At 73.8% G+C, this 15,661-nt stretch carries 11 protein-coding genes and 1 pseudogene; 6 read left to right on the forward strand and 6 right to left on the reverse strand.

What is annotated here, in order from left to right:
* Positions 1-85 precede the first annotated feature (85 nt).
* The 3 genes from AB0O11_RS19790 to AB0O11_RS19800 form a co-directional block, all read right to left on the reverse strand.
* Positions 86-2,383 carry an ABC transporter ATP-binding protein gene (locus tag AB0O11_RS19790; protein ID WP_363388351.1) on the reverse strand — a complete coding sequence of 766 codons (2,298 nt, stop codon included), beginning with the start codon at positions 2,381-2,383 and terminating at the stop codon, positions 86-88.
* Between the two features lie 197 nt (positions 2,384-2,580).
* Positions 2,581-2,916, reverse strand: a complete 336-nt coding sequence (locus AB0O11_RS19795) for a DUF5132 domain-containing protein (RefSeq protein WP_363388354.1) — start codon at positions 2,914-2,916, stop codon at positions 2,581-2,583.
* Positions 2,917-3,227: 311 nt separating this feature from the next.
* Complete coding sequence (locus AB0O11_RS19800; RefSeq protein ID WP_363388357.1) at positions 3,228-4,934, reverse strand: DUF885 domain-containing protein; 1,707 nt, start codon at positions 4,932-4,934, stop codon at positions 3,228-3,230.
* Between the two features lie 211 nt (positions 4,935-5,145).
* On the opposite strand from AB0O11_RS19800, the gene AB0O11_RS19805 reads away from it, so the two are divergent.
* Genes AB0O11_RS19805 through AB0O11_RS19825 form a run of 5 tightly spaced genes read left to right on the forward strand, consistent with a single transcriptional unit; the run spans position 5,146 to position 11,662 of the window.
* On the forward strand, positions 5,146-6,729 hold the full coding sequence (locus AB0O11_RS19805; RefSeq protein WP_363388360.1) for an ABC transporter substrate-binding protein: 1,584 nt from the start codon (positions 5,146-5,148) through the stop codon (positions 6,727-6,729).
* A gap of 13 nt (positions 6,730-6,742) precedes the next feature.
* On the forward strand, positions 6,743-7,711 hold the full coding sequence (locus tag AB0O11_RS19810; RefSeq protein WP_363388363.1) for an ABC transporter permease: 969 nt from the start codon (positions 6,743-6,745) through the stop codon (positions 7,709-7,711).
* Between the two features lie 2 nt (positions 7,712-7,713).
* Positions 7,714-9,579: a dipeptide/oligopeptide/nickel ABC transporter permease/ATP-binding protein gene (locus AB0O11_RS19815; protein ID WP_363388366.1), complete on the forward strand. Its 1,866-nt coding sequence runs from the start codon at positions 7,714-7,716 to the stop codon at positions 9,577-9,579.
* Positions 9,576-10,367 (forward strand): ATP-binding cassette domain-containing protein, encoded by a 792-nt coding sequence (locus tag AB0O11_RS19820; protein ID WP_363388369.1) that lies wholly within the window; start codon positions 9,576-9,578, stop codon positions 10,365-10,367. The genes AB0O11_RS19815 and AB0O11_RS19820 overlap by 4 nt, the downstream gene beginning before the upstream one ends.
* A complete protein-coding gene (locus tag AB0O11_RS19825) occupies positions 10,364-11,662 on the forward strand; it encodes an FAD-dependent oxidoreductase (protein WP_363388372.1) in 1,299 nt (432 codons plus the stop codon). Before AB0O11_RS19820 ends, AB0O11_RS19825 begins: the two co-directional genes overlap by 4 nt.
* Here AB0O11_RS19825 and AB0O11_RS19830 read toward each other — a convergent pair.
* Entirely contained in the window at positions 11,652-12,734 is a 1,083-nt protein-coding gene (locus tag AB0O11_RS19830; RefSeq protein WP_363388374.1) for an alpha/beta hydrolase, read from the reverse strand. The genes AB0O11_RS19825 and AB0O11_RS19830 overlap by 11 nt on opposite strands.
* A gap of 232 nt (positions 12,735-12,966) precedes the next feature.
* On the opposite strand from AB0O11_RS19830, the gene AB0O11_RS19835 reads away from it, so the two are divergent.
* Positions 12,967-14,307: a glutamine synthetase family protein gene (locus AB0O11_RS19835; protein WP_363388377.1), complete on the forward strand. Its 1,341-nt coding sequence runs from the start codon at positions 12,967-12,969 to the stop codon at positions 14,305-14,307.
* Positions 14,308-14,454: 147 nt separating this feature from the next.
* On the opposite strand, the gene AB0O11_RS19840 is transcribed toward AB0O11_RS19835, so the two are convergent.
* Positions 14,455-15,009, reverse strand: coding sequence for a GNAT family N-acetyltransferase (locus AB0O11_RS19840; protein WP_363388380.1), 555 nt, complete (start codon positions 15,007-15,009; stop codon positions 14,455-14,457).
* Positions 15,006-15,661: pseudogene (locus AB0O11_RS19845) on the reverse strand (type III PLP-dependent enzyme); the annotation flags it as partial. The pseudogene AB0O11_RS19845 and the gene AB0O11_RS19840, both read right to left, overlap by 4 nt.

Consider the following 15,661-nt stretch of genomic DNA (forward strand, 5'->3'; position numbering starts at 1 on the left):
TGTGGGCGGGCTGCGCGCAGGACGCGCCGGACCACGCCGACCGCGGTGGCGTCACGCGGTCGGCGGGCGGGGCGGCTTTCTGCGGTCAGGCGGCGAGTTCGCCGGCCTGGAGCTGCCAGAGGGATGCGTAGAGTCCGTGCCGGGCGAGGAGTTCGTCATGGGTGCCCTGTTCGACGACGACGCCGCCCTTGTCCATGACGTAGATCCGGTCCGCGTGGCGGACGGTGGAGAGCCGGTGGGCGATGATGACCATCGTCCGGTCGGCCGCGAACCCGCGCAGTGTGCGCTGGATGGCGGCCTCGGTCTCGTTGTCCACGGCGGAGGTGGCCTCGTCGAGGATGACGACCGGCGAGTCCTTGAGGATCGCTCGCGCCAGGGCGATCCGCTGCCGCTGGCCGCCCGAGAGCGCGGCGCCGCGTTCGCCGATCAGGGTGTCGTAGCCGTCCGGCAGCGTCGCGATGAAGGTGTGCGCCTCGGCCATCGTCGCGGCCTCGACAACGGCCTCCTCCGAGGCCCCGAAGCTGCCGTAGCGGATGTTGTCGGCGATGCTGCCGTCGAAGAGGAACGGGTCCTGGGCGACGAAGCCGATCGCGTGCCGGAGGTCCCGGCGCGGCAGGTCCCGCACGTCCCGCCCGTCGAGCAGCACGGCGCCGGACTCCGCGTCCTGGAAGCGCATCAGCAGCTTGGCGACCGTGGTCTTCCCGGAGCCGGTGGCGCCGACCAGGGCGGTGGTCCGCCCGGCGGGGATGGTCAGCGAGAGGTCGTCCAGCGCCGGCGGCCGGCCGGGGTAGGCGAAGGTCACCTCGTCGAGGACGATCTCGCCCTTCACCGTCTCGACGTCGAGCGGTTCGCCGGTGCCCTCGGTCTCGACGGGCAGGGCGTGCAGCCGGTGGACCCGGTCGTACGCGGTGAGCGTGCGCTGGTACTGGTCGACGATGCCGCCGAGCCGGTTCATCCGCAGCAACACCATCTGGGGCAGCCCGATCAGCGGGCTGAACACCTCGAACCGGAGGGTTCCGTTGAGCACCGCGCGACCGCCGATCAGCAGGGTGCCGGCCATCGAGGCGGTGGTCCAGGCCCGGACGGTCTCGGCGTGGCGGATGGTGCTCCGGTCGGTCTGCTGGTTGCTCTCCTGGACCGCCTCGCTCAACCCGTCGATGCGGCCGGCCTCGTAGTCCTCGGTGCAGAAGCTCTTGACGGTGGCGCCGGCTTCCAGCGTGTTGACCAGCTGGCTGTGCAGCCCGGCCCGGCGCTCGCCGGAGACGGCGTAGTCGGCCGCGACCTTGTCCTGGTAGTGCAGCGACAGCCAGGCGATCACCGGAATGGGCAGGAACGCGATCCAGGCGATCTGCGGCGCCAGCAGCAGGAACGTCGGCACCAGGAGGGCCAGGCTGGTGCCCAGTTGCAGCATGTCGTTGGCCGGGCCGGCGAAGAAGGCGCCCAGCTGGCCGACGTCGTCGGTGAGCGCACCGGCGATCCGGCTGGTCCGCTCGCCCTCCAGGTGCCGCAGTTCGAGGTGCTGCACGTGCGCGTACGTGCGGTTCCGCCAGTCGTGCTCGATGTCCTGGCCGAGCCGGCGCCACTGGAGGTTCGAGGCGTACGAGAGACCCGCCACGGCGGCACAGGCGACCGCCACCAGGCCTGCCAGCCCCCAGAGTTGAGCGGAAGCGGTGGTCAGGCCGAGACTGACGAGCGGCGCGGCCTCGCCCTTGATGAGCACCAGTCCCGTCCAGCCGAGGGAGGTGCCGAGCGCCATCTCCGAGATCTGACAGGCCACCGAGAGCGCGGCGGCCCGGTAGAGGCGTTTCCGGTGCGGCCCGACGATCTCCAGCAGGGGGTGCCGCTCGGCGCCGGAGCCGACCAGTTCCCGGGTCCGGTCGGCCGCTCGGCGCCAGGCCTTCCGCACGACGGCCGACGTCGCGACCATGACCCCGCCGAGCGCCACCAGTTGCCGGCTCAGTGCCGACCCGCGGATCAGCGCGATGCCGGCCGCCACCCCGCCGCCCACGGCGAGGACGGGGCGCAGGACGGGAGCGCGGTCCGGGCGCGGCCCGGGTTCGGCGGTGGGTCGGACCGGCGCCGGACGTCCTGTCGCGACCGGCCCCGCCGCGATCCGGGCGACCGCGCCGCGTACGATCCGGCCGACGTCCGCGGCACGGAGCTGCGGTTCGTGCCGGACGAGGACCCCGCCGGTGATCGGGCTCGCCTGCGCCTCGGTGATCCCGGGGACACGGCGCAGGGCCGCGGCGAGGGCTTCGGCCGTCCGGGGCCGTCCGAGGACCAGCTTGACGTCCCAGCGCTGGCGGCCCGGAACGACCGAGCGCGGGTTCGCGTCCAGATCCACGGAGCGGATTCCGGCTGCGGCACCCAGCAGAGATGGCATGTGTACGATCACCTGTTTGCGGAGGTCGCGGGTGATCCGCCGTCGGGCACGACGGCGGATCACTGCGACGAAACGGGAATTCCAACGGGGGCGGACAATGCGGCGGGGAGACCCGCGGCCGACCACCGCGTGGACACCTCCTGCGAGTCCGGTCGCAGCGAGTGCCCAGGCGGCGGGTCAGGTTGTGAGGCGGTGCGTCAGTGCGTCTTTCCGGCACCGGCGGTCGCACGGATCTTCGGGGCCCTCGCCTCGGCCTCGCCCGGGTCGACCACCTCGGACTTCTCCTCGGTCAGGGCCGCACTCCCGGCGGCCCGCTGGCCGTCACCGGAGGCGGCCTGCGCCGCCACCATGTCGGCGGCCACCTCGGCCGCGAGGTCGTGGATGTTCTCGCCGGCCTCATGGGCCGCCTTCTTCACCTCCATGACGATGCCGACGGACGTCTTGACGACGCCGCGCACCAGTGGCTTGAGAAGACGCTTGGCCAGCGGCGCGACGACGAGACCGATCAGGAACGGCGGAACTACGGGCGGCATGATGTTCCAACCTCTCTACGCAGACGGATGACAGGGGACCCCGGGCACGGCGAGCTGCCGGAGCACACACAACAGGACCGGCGGAAGAACTCCTTTTCGGGACTGTCGGCTCCCGTCGCGGATTTCCCGCCGAACCGAATTCCTCGCCGATGGGGTCCACCGCCCGATCCTCCGCCACCGTAGTCGAGTTGCTCCCGCCAAAACCAAACATCCTCAATGGGATTCACTCGTGCGAGTGCAATCCGAACTGCCAACCGCCACGAATTCCCGGACGCATATCAATCAATTAGACCTATGGTCATATTTGCCGATCAACGATTACCGAGTTCCCGCGCCACCCTCCGGCACAGGGCGGGAAACGGCAGCGCGCCACCTCCCAGCACCGCCTCGTGAAAGGCCCGCACGTCGAACCCCGCGCCCGAACCGGCCTCGGCCCGCGCCCGCAGCCGGACGAGCTCCAGGTACCCCGCCCGGTAGGAGAGCGCCTGCCCGGGCAGGTCCGTCGAGTACCGCAACAGGTCCGAGGCGATCTGGCCGTCCTCCTCGGTGGAGTTGGCGCGCATGAAGTCCCGCGCCTGCGTCAGGTCCATCGTCCCGAGGTTGAGCCCGGTGTCGACGACGAGCCGCTGGGCGGTGAACCGCTCCTGCGCGAGGCGCCCGTACGCGTCCCACGGGTCCTCGTAGAGGCCCATCTCCCAGCCGAGCCCCGCGGCGTACTCGGCCCAGCCCTCGTTGAACGCGCCGAACTCGGCCACCTCGCGGCGCAACTGCGGCAGCACGGCGTTCTCCGCCTGCCGGGCGAGGTGGAAGTGGTGCCCCGGCGCCAGCTCGTGGTAGATCAGGGAGGCCGAGCCGATCAGGGACCGCCGGTCCAGGTCGGATCCGTTGTAGCGGTAGCGCCCGACGGCACTGTCCACGGTCGGTGCCTCGTAGTACCCGAAGGTCATCCCCGGCTCCAGCGCCGGATCCAACCGGGCCAGCCCGTACGGCGCGGCCGGCAGGGCGGCGAACCACTGCGGCAGCCGCGGCTCCAGCCGGTCGAGGTGGCTGCGGAACCTGGCCTCGACCTCGTCCGGCGTGCGGGCGTACAGCCGGGGCTCGGTCCGCAGCCGCTCGTGGAACTCGGCCTCGGAGCCGCGGAAGCCCAGTGCCTCGCGCACCTCCCGCATCCGCTCCGCGAGTTCGCGGCACTGGTCGAGGCCCAGCTCGTGCAGCCGCTCGGGCTCGGTGTCGCTCCCGGTGTGGGTCCGGACGAAGTCCCGGTACGCCTCCTCGCCGCCCTCGTAGCGCACCCACCCGACCTCCGGCGGAGCCTCCCCCGGCCGGGCCGGGTCGTCGACGGACGCCAGCAGCCGGTCGAAGGCCGGTGCCAACTCGCCCTCCACCAGCCGTCGGACACCGTCCTCCAGGCGTCCACGCCCAGCCGGCCCCAGCCCGTCGAGCCGGTCGTCCGCCACCGCCACCCGGCGCGCCGCGGAGGAGCGAAGGCCCTCGACGGTGGCGCGCACCCCGGCCAGGGCCGGGGCGGGCACCCGGAAGCCGCGCGCGGCCTGCCCGGCCACCTTGTCCCCGATCGAGCCGACCGCCCGAGCCAGCTCGTGCACCAGCGCCAAGTACCGCGCGACATCCGTCGCTTCGGCGAAGCGGAAGGGGCGCAGCACCGCATCCGTGTACAGCGACAGCGGGAAGAGCCGGTACGGCGTGACGGCGGGCGTCAGCCAGTAGTGGCGGTGCGCCCGCCGCTCCTGCTCGGCCAGCCCGACGAGGAAAGCGGCGGTGTCCGCGTCGATGCCGGGCAGCTCCGTACCGTCCAGGGCCCGAACCCGGTCCAGGACGTTCCCGGCGAACCGCGCCCGCTCCTCGGCCTCGGCGAGGGACGCTCCCGGCAGCGTCTCCACCGGGAGCCCCTGGCGGACCCTCAGCATGGGGTCGCGCGCCAGCAGGAACTCCCAGTACCGGTCCGCCAGACGGCCGATCTCCCGACCCGCTCCGCCTCGATCCGTTTCGTCCGTCGTCATGCGACCATCCTGACGACGCTGAACCGTCGGGTGGTCCGGACCGATTCCGCACGGGGCACTACACCACTCGAAGGGGTGAATCGAGATCACCTTCCCGGGTGTCCGTCCACGGCTCCCGGCCAGGCCGACAAGCAGCTTCGACCGTTCGAACATGCTTACTGCACAGGCCAGTTGGATCGCCACTGCCCATACGCGGTGGCACCATGACGCCATGCCCCGTCGCCCACCACAGGTCGCCCCGGCGGCCGCCATGACCGCCGCAGCCGTCGCGCTGAGCGGCTGCGGCGGCGCCGCCGAGTCCTCGACGGCCACGCCCCTGGTGGACCGCGGGACCGTCCGGATCGCGGCGGCCAGTGAGATCCCGAGCTTCGATCCGTACTCCGCCTTCGGGGCCTCCCAGGCCCGCTACGCCTACGACTCGCTCGTCAACCTCGCCCCCGACGGCACCCTGGTCACCGGTCTGGCCTCGTCCTGGCAGGCCACGACCACCACGGCCACCTTCACCCTCCGCCCGGGCGTCACCTGCTCCGACGGCACCCCCCTCACCGCCACGGCGGTGGCCCGGGCACTCACCTACGCGGGCGACCCGGCCAACCAGCTCGCCGGCGCCCAGACCGTCCTCCCGAACGTCCCGTTCACCACGAGCGCCGACGACGGGACCGGCACGGTGTCGGCGACCACCGCCGCCCCGTTCCCGTTCCTCACCCGCACCATCGGCCTGCTGCCGATCGTCTGCCCCGCCGGACTCGACCGGCCCCGGTCACTGGACCGCGCCACCCAGGGCACCGGTCCCTACGTACTGACCCGCTACACCCCCGGCGGGCCGTACGAGTTCACCGTCCGCGACGGATACTCCTGGGGTCCTGCCGGGGCGACCACCGCCGAGCCCGGCCTCCCGGCACACCTCGTCGTCTCGGTCGTTCCCCAGGCCTCCACCTCGGCGAACCTGCTGCTCACCGGGGGCGTCGAGATCGCCAACGTGAACGGGCCGGACCGCGCCCGGCTCACCGGCCACGGCCTGACCACCACCGACGTGGCGACGGTGGTCGGGCTGACCTTCTTCAACCAGCGCCCCGGCCGGGCCCTCGCCGACCCGGCGCTGCGCCGTGCCCTGGTCTCCGCCCTCGACCGCCGGGGGCTCGCCAACGTCGCCGTCGGCGGCACCGGCAGCCCCGCCACCGACTTCGGCGCACAGGGCGCCGTCTGCCACGCCGACCTCGCCGAGGCCAACCTGCCCCCCGAGAATGCCGCCGAGGCCCTGCGGGCCGCCGGCTGGACCCGCTCCGCCGACGGCCCGCTGACCAAGGACGGCCGGGCGCTGCGGCTCCGCCTGATCACCAGCCCCGACCTCGGCCCGACCCTGGCGCCCGTCGCCGAGCTGATGGCCCGGGAGTGGACGGCGCTCGGCGCGCAGGTCGAGCTGGTCACCGAGAGCCTGCCCGCCCTCGTCAACGCCATGTACCGGAGCGCCGACTTCGACGTGGTGGTCGGCAGTACGCCCGGCTTCGCCCTGCCGGTCGGCTTCATCCCGTTCTTCTCCGGCCCCACCCCCGCCCAGGGCCTCAACTTCGCGGCGGTGACCAACCCCGAGTACGACGCCCTGGTCGCCCAGGCCCTCCGGGAGACCGACACGACGGGCTGCGGCACCTGGAACCGCGCCGCCGCCGCGCTCTTCCGCTCGGCCGACGCGCTGCCGATCGCCGACGGCCGGAGCAGCGTGTACGGCTACCGCACCACCTTCGCCACCACCTTCGGCGGCCAGCTCGTCCCCACCAGCATCCGCCTCCACCAGTGACCGGGGCCCCGCCATGTCCGTACCCCAGCTGCTGCGGCACCCCTGGACGGTGTTCCTCGGCCGCCGCACCGTCCGGCTGTTCCTCTCCCTCGGGGTCGTGCTCACGGCGTCGTTCGCGATGATCCGCCTCGTCCCCGGCGACCCGGTCCGCGCCGCGCTCGGCGTCGACGCCGCCCCCGCCCTGGTGGCCGCCCGCAGGCACGACCTCGGGCTCGACGCACCCTTCCTGTCCCAGTACCGGCATTACCTCGGCGGCCTCCTGCACGGCGACCTCGGCACCTCGCTGACCACCGGGACGCCGGTCGCGGAGCTGGTCCGCACCCGGCTGCCGGCCACCCTGGAGATCGCCGGCCTCGCCTTCCTGGTCACCCTCGCCGTCGCCCTGCCCGGCGGCCTGCTGGCCGCCGTCCGCACCCGTGACGGCCGCCGCCCGCGCACCGAGCTGGCGTTCACCGCGGTCACCGCCGGTCTGGCCGGGGTGCCGGACTTCGTGCTGGCCGCCGGGCTCACCGCGCTGCTGGCCGTCGGCCTCCAGCTGCTCCCGGTGGCCGGTGCGGCAGGCGTCGAGTCCTTCGTCCTGCCGGTCCTCGCGCTCTCCCTCGCCCCCACCGCCGTCCTGGTGCGCATCGTCCGGGTGGAGGCGCTGAAGGTGCTGGGCGAGGACTACCTGCGCACCGCCCGGAGCAAGCGGCTGTCACCCGCACGCCGCTACCTGCGGCACGCGGCACCGAACACGGCGACCGCCGCGCTCACCGTCGCCGGGAGCCTGCTGCCCGCCCTGATCGCCGGCACCGTGCTGGTCGAGAAGGTCTTCGCCTGGCCCGGCATCGGTTCGGCCATGGCCCAGTCCGTGGTCGCACAGGACTACCCGGTGGTCCAGGCGATGGTGCTGGTGCTGGGCACCACCGTGCTGCTCGCCGGCCTCCTGGTCGACGTGCTGCTGGCCGTCCTCGACCCCCGTTCGGCGATCCGGGAGATGTGACCATGAGTTTCTCACCCGGCCTCCGGCGCTCGCCCATGGCCTGGGCCACCGCCGTCATGCTGGCGTCGCTCGTCGTGCTCGCGCTGGTCGGACCGCTCGTCCGGGGCGCGGCGGCCGACCTCCCGGACCCCTCGGCGGTGCTCCAGGGCCCCTCGGCAGGGCACCCGTTCGGCACCGACAACCTCGGCCGGGACGTGCTCGCCCGGGTCCTGACGGCCACCCGGCCCTCCCTGCTGCTCGCGCTCGCGGCGGTCCTGCTCGGCGCGACCACGGGAGTCCTCCTCGGGGCCTCCACCGCCGTGCTCGGCCGGCGCGCCCGTCGGCTGACCGCCGGGCTGATCAACCTCCTGCTCGCCTTCCCGGCGCTCCTGGTCGCGATGTTCCTCGCGGTCGTGTTCGGCGCGGGCGCCGCCGGGGCGGTGCTGGCCCTCGCGGCCGCGGGCGTCCCCGGGTTCGCCCGGCTCACCCAGACCCTCGCCGCCGGGGTGGCGGGCACCGACCACCTGGCCGCGGCCCGGGTCCTCGGCCTGCGCCGCCACCGCCTGCTGTGGCGGCACGTCCTGCCCAACATCGCCGAGCCCCTGCTCCTGAGCACCACCACGGCTGCGGGCACCTCCCTGGTCGCGCTCTCCGGGCTGAGCTTCCTCGGCCTGGGCGTCCAACCGCCCGGATACGACTGGGGGCAGCTGCTCAACCAGGGGCTCGACCGCGTCTACGCCGAGCCCCTGCCCGCGCTCGCCCCCGGTCTGGCCATCCTCTACGCGGCCCTGACCTTCCAGCTGCTCGGCGAGGTCCTGGCCGGAAGCGTCGCCCGGCGCGGACCGGCGCCGCGCACGTCCGAACCGGCACCCGCCCCGAGCGGCCCCGCCGAGGACGGCCTGGTGCTCCAGGTCGAGGACCTCCATGTCGAACTCCCCACTCCTGACGGCGTGATCCGGCCGGTGCGCGGTGTGAGCCTCGCACTGCGGCCGGGCGAGATCGTCGGGCTCGTCGGCGAGTCGGGGTCCGGCAAGTCGCTCACCGCGCTCGCCATCGCCGACCTGCTCCCGCCCGCGGCCCGGGTGTCCCGGCGCACCCTGCGCCTGCTCGGTGCCGACCTCGCCGCCCTGACCCTGAAGGAGCGGGACCACCACCTCGCGACGGGCCTGGCGGTGATCTTCCAGAACCCGGCCTCCGCGCTCAACCCGTCCCTGCGGATCGCCACCCAGCTCACCGAGACCGTCCGCGCCCATCGCGGCGCGAGCCGCGCTCAGGCCGCCGCGGAGGCCGCCGACGTCCTGCGCCGGGTCGCCCTTCCCCCGGCCGTGCTGCGCTCCCGCCCCCACCAGCTCTCCGGCGGCCAGCGCCAGCGCGTGATGATCGCCTCCGGGCTGATGGTGCGACCGGGCCTGATCATCGCCGACGAGCCGACCACCGCGCTCGACGTCACCGTGCAGCGGCAGATCACCCGGCTGCTGTCCGAGATCCGGCGGGACACCTCCGCCGCGATCCTGTTCATCAGCCACGACGTGGCGCTCGTGGGCGAGTTCTGCGAACGGGTCCTGGTGATGTACGCGGGCACCGTCGTCGAGGCCCTGCCCGCCGACCGTCTCGCCGACGGCGCCCGGCACCCCTACACCCGGACCCTGGTCGCATCGGTGCCGGACCTCACGGCCGACCGCGACCGGCCGCTGCCGACGATCGAAGGTGCACCGCCCGACCCGCTCGCGCCCGCACCGGGGTGCCCGTTCGAGCCCCGCTGCCCGCGCCGCCGGGACCACTGCGCCGAGCAGGCCCCACCGCTGGAGGACCTCGCTGCCGACCATCGGGTCGCGTGCTGGTACCCGGTCCCGGTGGCCGCTGACCCGGAGACGGTGCCCGCGTCATGACCGCCCTCCACGTGGACGGCCTCACCGTCCGCCACCCCGGCCCGCGCGGCCCGGTCACCGCCGTGGACGGCGTCTCGCTGGAGGTCCCGTCCGGCACCACGCTCGGGCTCGTGGGCGAGTCCGGCTCCGGGAAGTCGAGCCTGGCCCGCGCGGTCGTCGGCCTCGTCCCCGTGCACGGCGGCCGGGTCCTGATCGACGGCCGGGAGGCCCGCGCCCGCACCGTCCGCGACCGTCGCCGGCTCGGCCGCCTGGTCCAGGTCGTCCTCCAGGACCCGGACACCGCGCTCGACCCCCGGATGACCGTCCGCCAGACTCTCGCCGAAGCCGCCACCGTCTTCCGACGACTCGACCGGCGAGCCCGCACCGAGCGCGTCACCGAACTGCTCGAACTCGTCGGCCTGGACCCCCGGCTCGCCGACCGCCTGCCGCGCCAACTGTCCGGCGGGCAGCGCCAGAGAGTCGCCATCGCCCGCGCCCTGGCCGTCGAACCCGGTCTGCTGATCGCCGACGAGATCACCTCGGCACTCGACGTCTCGGTGCAGGCCGCCGTCCTCAACACGATCCGCGAACTCCAGCGGCGGCTCGGCCTGTCCATGCTGTTCATCGGCCACAACCTGCCCGCGGTCTGCCACGTCTCCGACGTGGTGGCGGTCATGCGGTACGGCCGGATCGTCGAGACCGCCCCCACCGAGACCATCCTGCGCACCCCGCAGCACCCGTACACCCGGACGCTGCTCGCCGCCGTGCCGAGCCTGCGCACACCACCGCCCGAGGAGGAGCCGTCATGACCGTCGGGCAACCGGACGCCGTGGTGGTCGGAGCCGGGGTGATCGGTTCGGCCGTCGCCCTCGAACTCGCGCGCACTGGACGGCAGGTGGTCGTCGTGGACAAGGCGGGCGCCGTCGGCCACGGCTCCACCAGCGCCTCCAGTGCGATCATCCGGTTCAACTACTCCACCTTCGACGGCGTCGCCACCGCCTGGGAGGCGCAGCACCTCTGGACGTCCTGGTCCGACCACCTGCGGCTCTCCGGCCGCCGCCCGCTCGCCGCCTTCCACCGCACCGGCGCGGTGCTGCTCGACTCCCCCGCGGTCGCACCGTCCGAGACCGCCGCCCTGTTCGACCGCGCCGGCGTCCCGTACGAGCGGTGGGAGGCCCCGACGCTGCGCAGGCGCCTTCCCGGGATCGACCCCGGGCGGTACTGGCCACCGAAGCCGGTGGACGACGACGCCTTCTTCGCCGGCCCGTCCGGTGAGCTCGGCGCCCTGTTCACCCCGGACGCCGGGTACGTCGACGATCCGCAGCTCGCCGCCCAGAACCTCGCTGACGCGGCGGTCGAGCTGGGCGCCCGCTTCTTCCTCCATCACACCGTGGTGGCCGTCGACCGGCACACGGACCGGGTGACGGGCATCGGCCTGGCCGACGGGACGCGGATCGCCGCACCCGTCGTGGTCAACGCCGCCGGCCCCTGGTCGGGCGGACTCAACCGGCTGGCGGGCGTCGGCGGCGACTTCACGATCGGTGTGCGTCCACTGCGCGAGGAGGTCCACCAGGTCGCCGCGCCGGACGGCCGTGCCAGCGGCCCCGTGGTCGCCGACCTCGATCTGGGCACCTACCTCCGCGCGGCCCCCGGCGGCCACCTCCTGGTCGGCGGGACCGAGCCGGATTGCGACCCGCACGAGTGGATCGACGATCCGGACGAGGCCGATCCCCGCCCCACCGCCCACCGCTTCCGCACCCAGGTGACCCGGGCCGCGCGCCGCTTCCCGGCGATCCGGGTCCCCAGCCGGCCGCTCGGAGTCGCAGGGGTGTACGACGTCGCCGACGACTGGACTCCGATCTACGACCGGACCGCTCTCGACGGCTACTACGTCGCCATGGGCACCAGCGGCAACCAGTTCAAGAACGCCCCGTTGGTGGGCCACTTCCTGGCCACCCTGATCGATCTGGTCGAAGCCGGCCACGACCACGACGGCAACCCGGTCCGCCACCGCTGCGAACACACCGGCAACGTCGTGGACTTGGGCTCCTTCTCCCGTCGGCGCCCGGTCCGGCCGGGCTCGGCGCGGACGGTCATGGGCTGATCACCCGCAGCTCCCGCAGCAGGTCCCCGACCACGCCGACCACGAACTCGGGCGCCTCGCGAGGGAAGTCGTGCCCCGTCCCCTGCGGCGTGTGCACCAGCCGGGAAGCCGTCGACGCCGCCAGGTACCGGACCCTGCTCCGGAGGTAGAAGCGGCTGATCCGCTCGGCCTCGGCCGTGCTCCGGGCACCGGCCAGCACCATCTCGCCACCGGTGAGGTCCCGGGGTATCACCAGCACCAGCGGAAGGTCTCCGAGATCACCGTCGTACACCACGGTCTCCCAGCCCACCCTCGCCAGTCCGGGCGGCGACAGCTCGGCGAAGATCGACACGGCGGCGCAGCCCTGCCCGGTCCGGCCGCCACGACCCCGGTGCGCACCGAACAGCTGCCGCACCACCGTCAGCAGTAAGCCGCGGCGCATCGCCGCGAGCCGCCGGTTGGGCGGTGCGAAGGCGATCACCTCCAGGGGCGTCGGATCCAGCAGCACGAGACCCGCCACCAGATCCGGCCGGCGCCTGGCCACGTTCGCGACCAGCAACCCGCCGAAGGAATGACCGACGAACACGAAGGGGGCCCGCTCCCCCGCCCCCTCCAGTGCTGCCGGCAGCTCCTCCGCCTCGACCGCCGTCGTCCGGGGGAAGGGCCCGACATCGCTCCAGCCCGTCCCGAGGCGGTCGACCAGCACCGACCGGGCATGGGCCGACAACATCGTGTGCAGCTCCCGGAACTCCTCACCGGGGGCGTGCCCGCCGGGCATCCAGACCACCGTCGGCCCAGCCCCGGATTCCCCCGCGGCGAGAACGTGCATCCGGTGACCACCCACGTCGACCAGCCGCCCCGGCGCCGGATTCTCCCGGCCCTCGCGGACCACCAGCGCCAGATGGCGAACAGCTCCCGCCGCCAGCAGCACACCGACAGCGATCACCAGGCCACCGAGCGCCACCGCCCAGGCTGCCCCCACCCCGACCAGGCCGCCGCCGACCCCCGCCACCACCAGCGCGACCGGCACCCCCAGCCAGTCCCTGCTCAGCAGCGCGAGCAAAGAGTCCGCGACCCGTCCGTCCCGTCGCATCGGTCCTCCGCAGCGGCACTCGAAACCGATCCCTGCCAGTTTCATCCCCCCGTTCACCCGGCACAACGCCGACCGTCCCCCCGCGATCGTCCGAAAACGCACCGCACATGATCAGAGGCCGGGAGTCATCGCAACAGCCCTGTGTCACCTCGCAGCTCCGACCTTTCACGGACGAGTGAACTCCCGGCTGATCTCTCACCCACCGGCTGCTGCGAGCGCCAGCATGGGCGGCATGACCACCACGCATCCCCGAGCCGAGCGGGCCGCCCAGGCCCGGGAGGCCGAAGCCCAGCTCGCCGCCGCCGGAATCGACGGGGTGGTGTTCGGCTGGGTCGACAACGCCGGGCTCACCCGGGTGAAGTCCGTCCCGCTGGCCCAGCTCGAACACGCCGCCGAGTACGGTGTCGGCGCCGTACCCTGCTTCGACGTCTCCCTGGTGGACGACTCCTTCACCACTGCGCCTTCGAGCACCGGCCCGGTGGGCGACCTGCGGCTCGTCCCCGACCTCGACCGGCTCACCCCGCTCGCCGCCCAGCCGGGCTGGGCCTGGGCCCCGGCCGACCGCTACACCCAGGACGGCACCCCGCACCCCGGCTGCCAGCGCCACTTCGCCCGCCAGGTCACCGGGGCCGTGGAGCGGCGCGGGCTGTCGGTGCGCGCCGGGATCGAGGTCGAGTGGGTGGTGGCCGACGCCACCGGGGCCCCCGCGACGGTCGGGCCCGCGTACGGGATGACCCGTTTCATCGAGCACTCCGACTACCTGCGGGAGGTGCTGCGCGCCCTCACCAGCCAGGGGCTGGCCGTGCTCCAGGTCCACCCCGAGTACGCCGCCGGGCAGTTCGAGGTCTCGGTCGCCGCCGAGGGGCCGGTCGAGGCGGCCGACACCACGATGCTGGTGCGCCACACCATCCGGGCCGTCTCCGCCCGGCACGGCCTGCGGGTCTCGTACGCGCCCCTGTTCACCAAGGGCGCGGTCGGCAACGGCGGCCACCTGCACCTCAGCCTCTGGCGACAGGGCCGCAACCTCGGGCACGGCGGCCCCGGCCGCCACGGCCTGCACCCCGACGCCGAGCAGTTCCTCGCGGGCGTCCTGGCCGAGCTGCCCGCCCTGCTCGCCCTCGGTGCGCCCAGCGTCGCCTCCTACCTGCGGCTGGTCCCCTCCCACTTCGCCGGGGCCCACCGCTGCTGGGGCCTGGAGAACCGGGAGGCGGCGCTGCGCCTGATCACCGGCTCCACCGAAGGGCAGGCCAACGCCGAGCTCAAGTGCTTCGACGCCGCCGCCAACCCGTACCTGGCGATCGGCGGCGTGCTGGCCGCCGGACTCGCCGGCCTGGACGCCGGCCTGCCCCTCCCGCCCGAGACCCCGAGCGACCCCGCCGCCCTCGGCGACGCCGAGCGCCTCCCGGCGAGCCTGCCGGAGGCGATCGACGCGTACGAGAAGTCCGCCGTGCTGCGGCAGGCGCTCGGCCCCGAGCTGTTCGAGACCGTACTGGCCGTCCGGCGGGCGGAGGCGGAGCTGTTCGCGATGCACACGGACCCGGAGGTCATCGAGGCCGTCCGCTGGCGCTACTGACGAGCATCGGCTCCACCGGTCCTCCGGCTCCCGGGCGATGAGCTGGTCGGAGACCTGCCTCATCGCCCGGGAGCCGGAGACGCCAGGAGCGGCCCGCAGACGGCCTGTTGGGAGCGGCGGAACTCGTCGGCTACGGGGAGATCTGCATCAGCCCACTTCGGCTCTGGGTGACGACCCGACAGTCGGATCGGTGACAGCGGGTTCCACCGGCTTCGCCATGTAGACCGCGTCGACGCCGTAGCTCGCGGGCAGCTCGATCTCGGGCCGAGCGCGGTAGCCCAGCGGGGTCCACAGCACGTGTGAACCGCGGACGGCGACCAGCGAGACCGTCCGGTAGCCGGCCGCCAGCGCGGTGTCGTCCAGGTGGCGCATCATCCGCGGGGCGAGGCCCCGACCACGGGCCCGCTCGGCGATCACCAGGTCGTGGGCGTGCAGGTTGCTCTCCTCGCGCCTCCGTACGGCGCCTCCCTCGGCCAGGCTCAGGTCCGGGCAGCGGAACAGCGGGTACGGCAGGGCGAGCAGGTAGCCGCCGAGGCCGCCCGCATGCTCCAGCACGAAGCAGGTGTCCGGGGAGGCGCGGTGCCGGGACCGGAGCGCCTCGCGGCCCTCGGACAGGCCGCTGGCTGCGTAGGCGCGCTCCTCCAGCACGACCACCTCGTCCCAGTCCTCTTCCCGGAGCAGCCGGATGTGGTACTCGCTCATGCGTTTCCTCCGTTGTGGCGCCCGCCGATGCAGGTGTACGGCAGCGGCGCGAAACCGTTGAACCCGCGAGTGGCGTAGGCCGTGGCGTACGCGCCGCAGGAGTGGACCCAGACCGGGTCGCCGGAGGCCAGCGCGCGCGGGACCCGCACCAACCCGTCCTCCCGGGCGTACGCGTCGTCGCTGTCGCAGGTCGGGCCGGCCACCACGGCGTTGACGAACCGGCCGCCGGGGTGGGTGGGGAACTCCAGCCGGTACTGGAGCTGGTCCATCTCGTACAGGCCGTTGAACTTGCCGCAGCTGAGGTAGAGCCAGTCCTCCCGGGTGCCGTCGAGGCGGCGGCGGGAGGTGAGCCGGGAGACGTGGGCGCGGATCGCGCCGTGGTCGGCGACCAGGTGGCGCCCGGGCTCCAGCAGGAACTCCAGCGGCCCGGCATTGACGGCGCACAGCCGTTCCATGCCCTCGCGGATCACCGTGAACATCTTCTCCAGCGGCGGGTCGAGCGGGCGCCCCCGCCGGTCGAGGACGCCGAGGGCGGGCAGGCCGCCGCCGAGGTTGATCCGGGTCGGGGTGATGCCTCGCCGGTTGAGCGCCTCCAGCACGGCGGCCAGCGAGTCGACCGCGGCGCCCCAGGCTTCGGCGGTCATCTGCTGCG

The organism is Kitasatospora sp. NPDC093102, assembly GCF_040683915.1.
GTDB lineage: Bacteria > Actinomycetota > Actinomycetes > Streptomycetales > Streptomycetaceae > Kitasatospora.

What these genes read in the sequence shown, in the direction of transcription:
- AB0O11_RS19790 (WP_363388351.1), bottom strand. Translation starts at nt 2,383, where the DNA reads ATGCCATCTCTGCTGGGTGCCGCAGCCGGAATCCGCTCCGTGGATCTG.
- AB0O11_RS19795 (WP_363388354.1), bottom strand. Translation starts at nt 2,916, where the DNA reads ATGCCGCCCGTAGTTCCGCCGTTCCTGATCGGTCTCGTCGTCGCGCCG.
- AB0O11_RS19800 (WP_363388357.1), bottom strand. Translation starts at nt 4,934, where the DNA reads ATGACGACGGACGAAACGGATCGAGGCGGAGCGGGTCGGGAGATCGGC.
- AB0O11_RS19805 (WP_363388360.1), top strand. Translation starts at nt 5,146, where the DNA reads ATGCCCCGTCGCCCACCACAGGTCGCCCCGGCGGCCGCCATGACCGCC.
- AB0O11_RS19810 (WP_363388363.1), top strand. Translation starts at nt 6,743, where the DNA reads ATGTCCGTACCCCAGCTGCTGCGGCACCCCTGGACGGTGTTCCTCGGC.
- AB0O11_RS19815 (WP_363388366.1), top strand. Translation starts at nt 7,714, where the DNA reads ATGAGTTTCTCACCCGGCCTCCGGCGCTCGCCCATGGCCTGGGCCACC.
- AB0O11_RS19820 (WP_363388369.1), top strand. Translation starts at nt 9,576, where the DNA reads ATGACCGCCCTCCACGTGGACGGCCTCACCGTCCGCCACCCCGGCCCG.
- AB0O11_RS19825 (WP_363388372.1), top strand. Translation starts at nt 10,364, where the DNA reads ATGACCGTCGGGCAACCGGACGCCGTGGTGGTCGGAGCCGGGGTGATC.
- AB0O11_RS19830 (WP_363388374.1), bottom strand. Translation starts at nt 12,734, where the DNA reads ATGCGACGGGACGGACGGGTCGCGGACTCTTTGCTCGCGCTGCTGAGC.
- AB0O11_RS19835 (WP_363388377.1), top strand. Translation starts at nt 12,967, where the DNA reads ATGACCACCACGCATCCCCGAGCCGAGCGGGCCGCCCAGGCCCGGGAG.
- AB0O11_RS19840 (WP_363388380.1), bottom strand. Translation starts at nt 15,009, where the DNA reads ATGAGCGAGTACCACATCCGGCTGCTCCGGGAAGAGGACTGGGACGAG.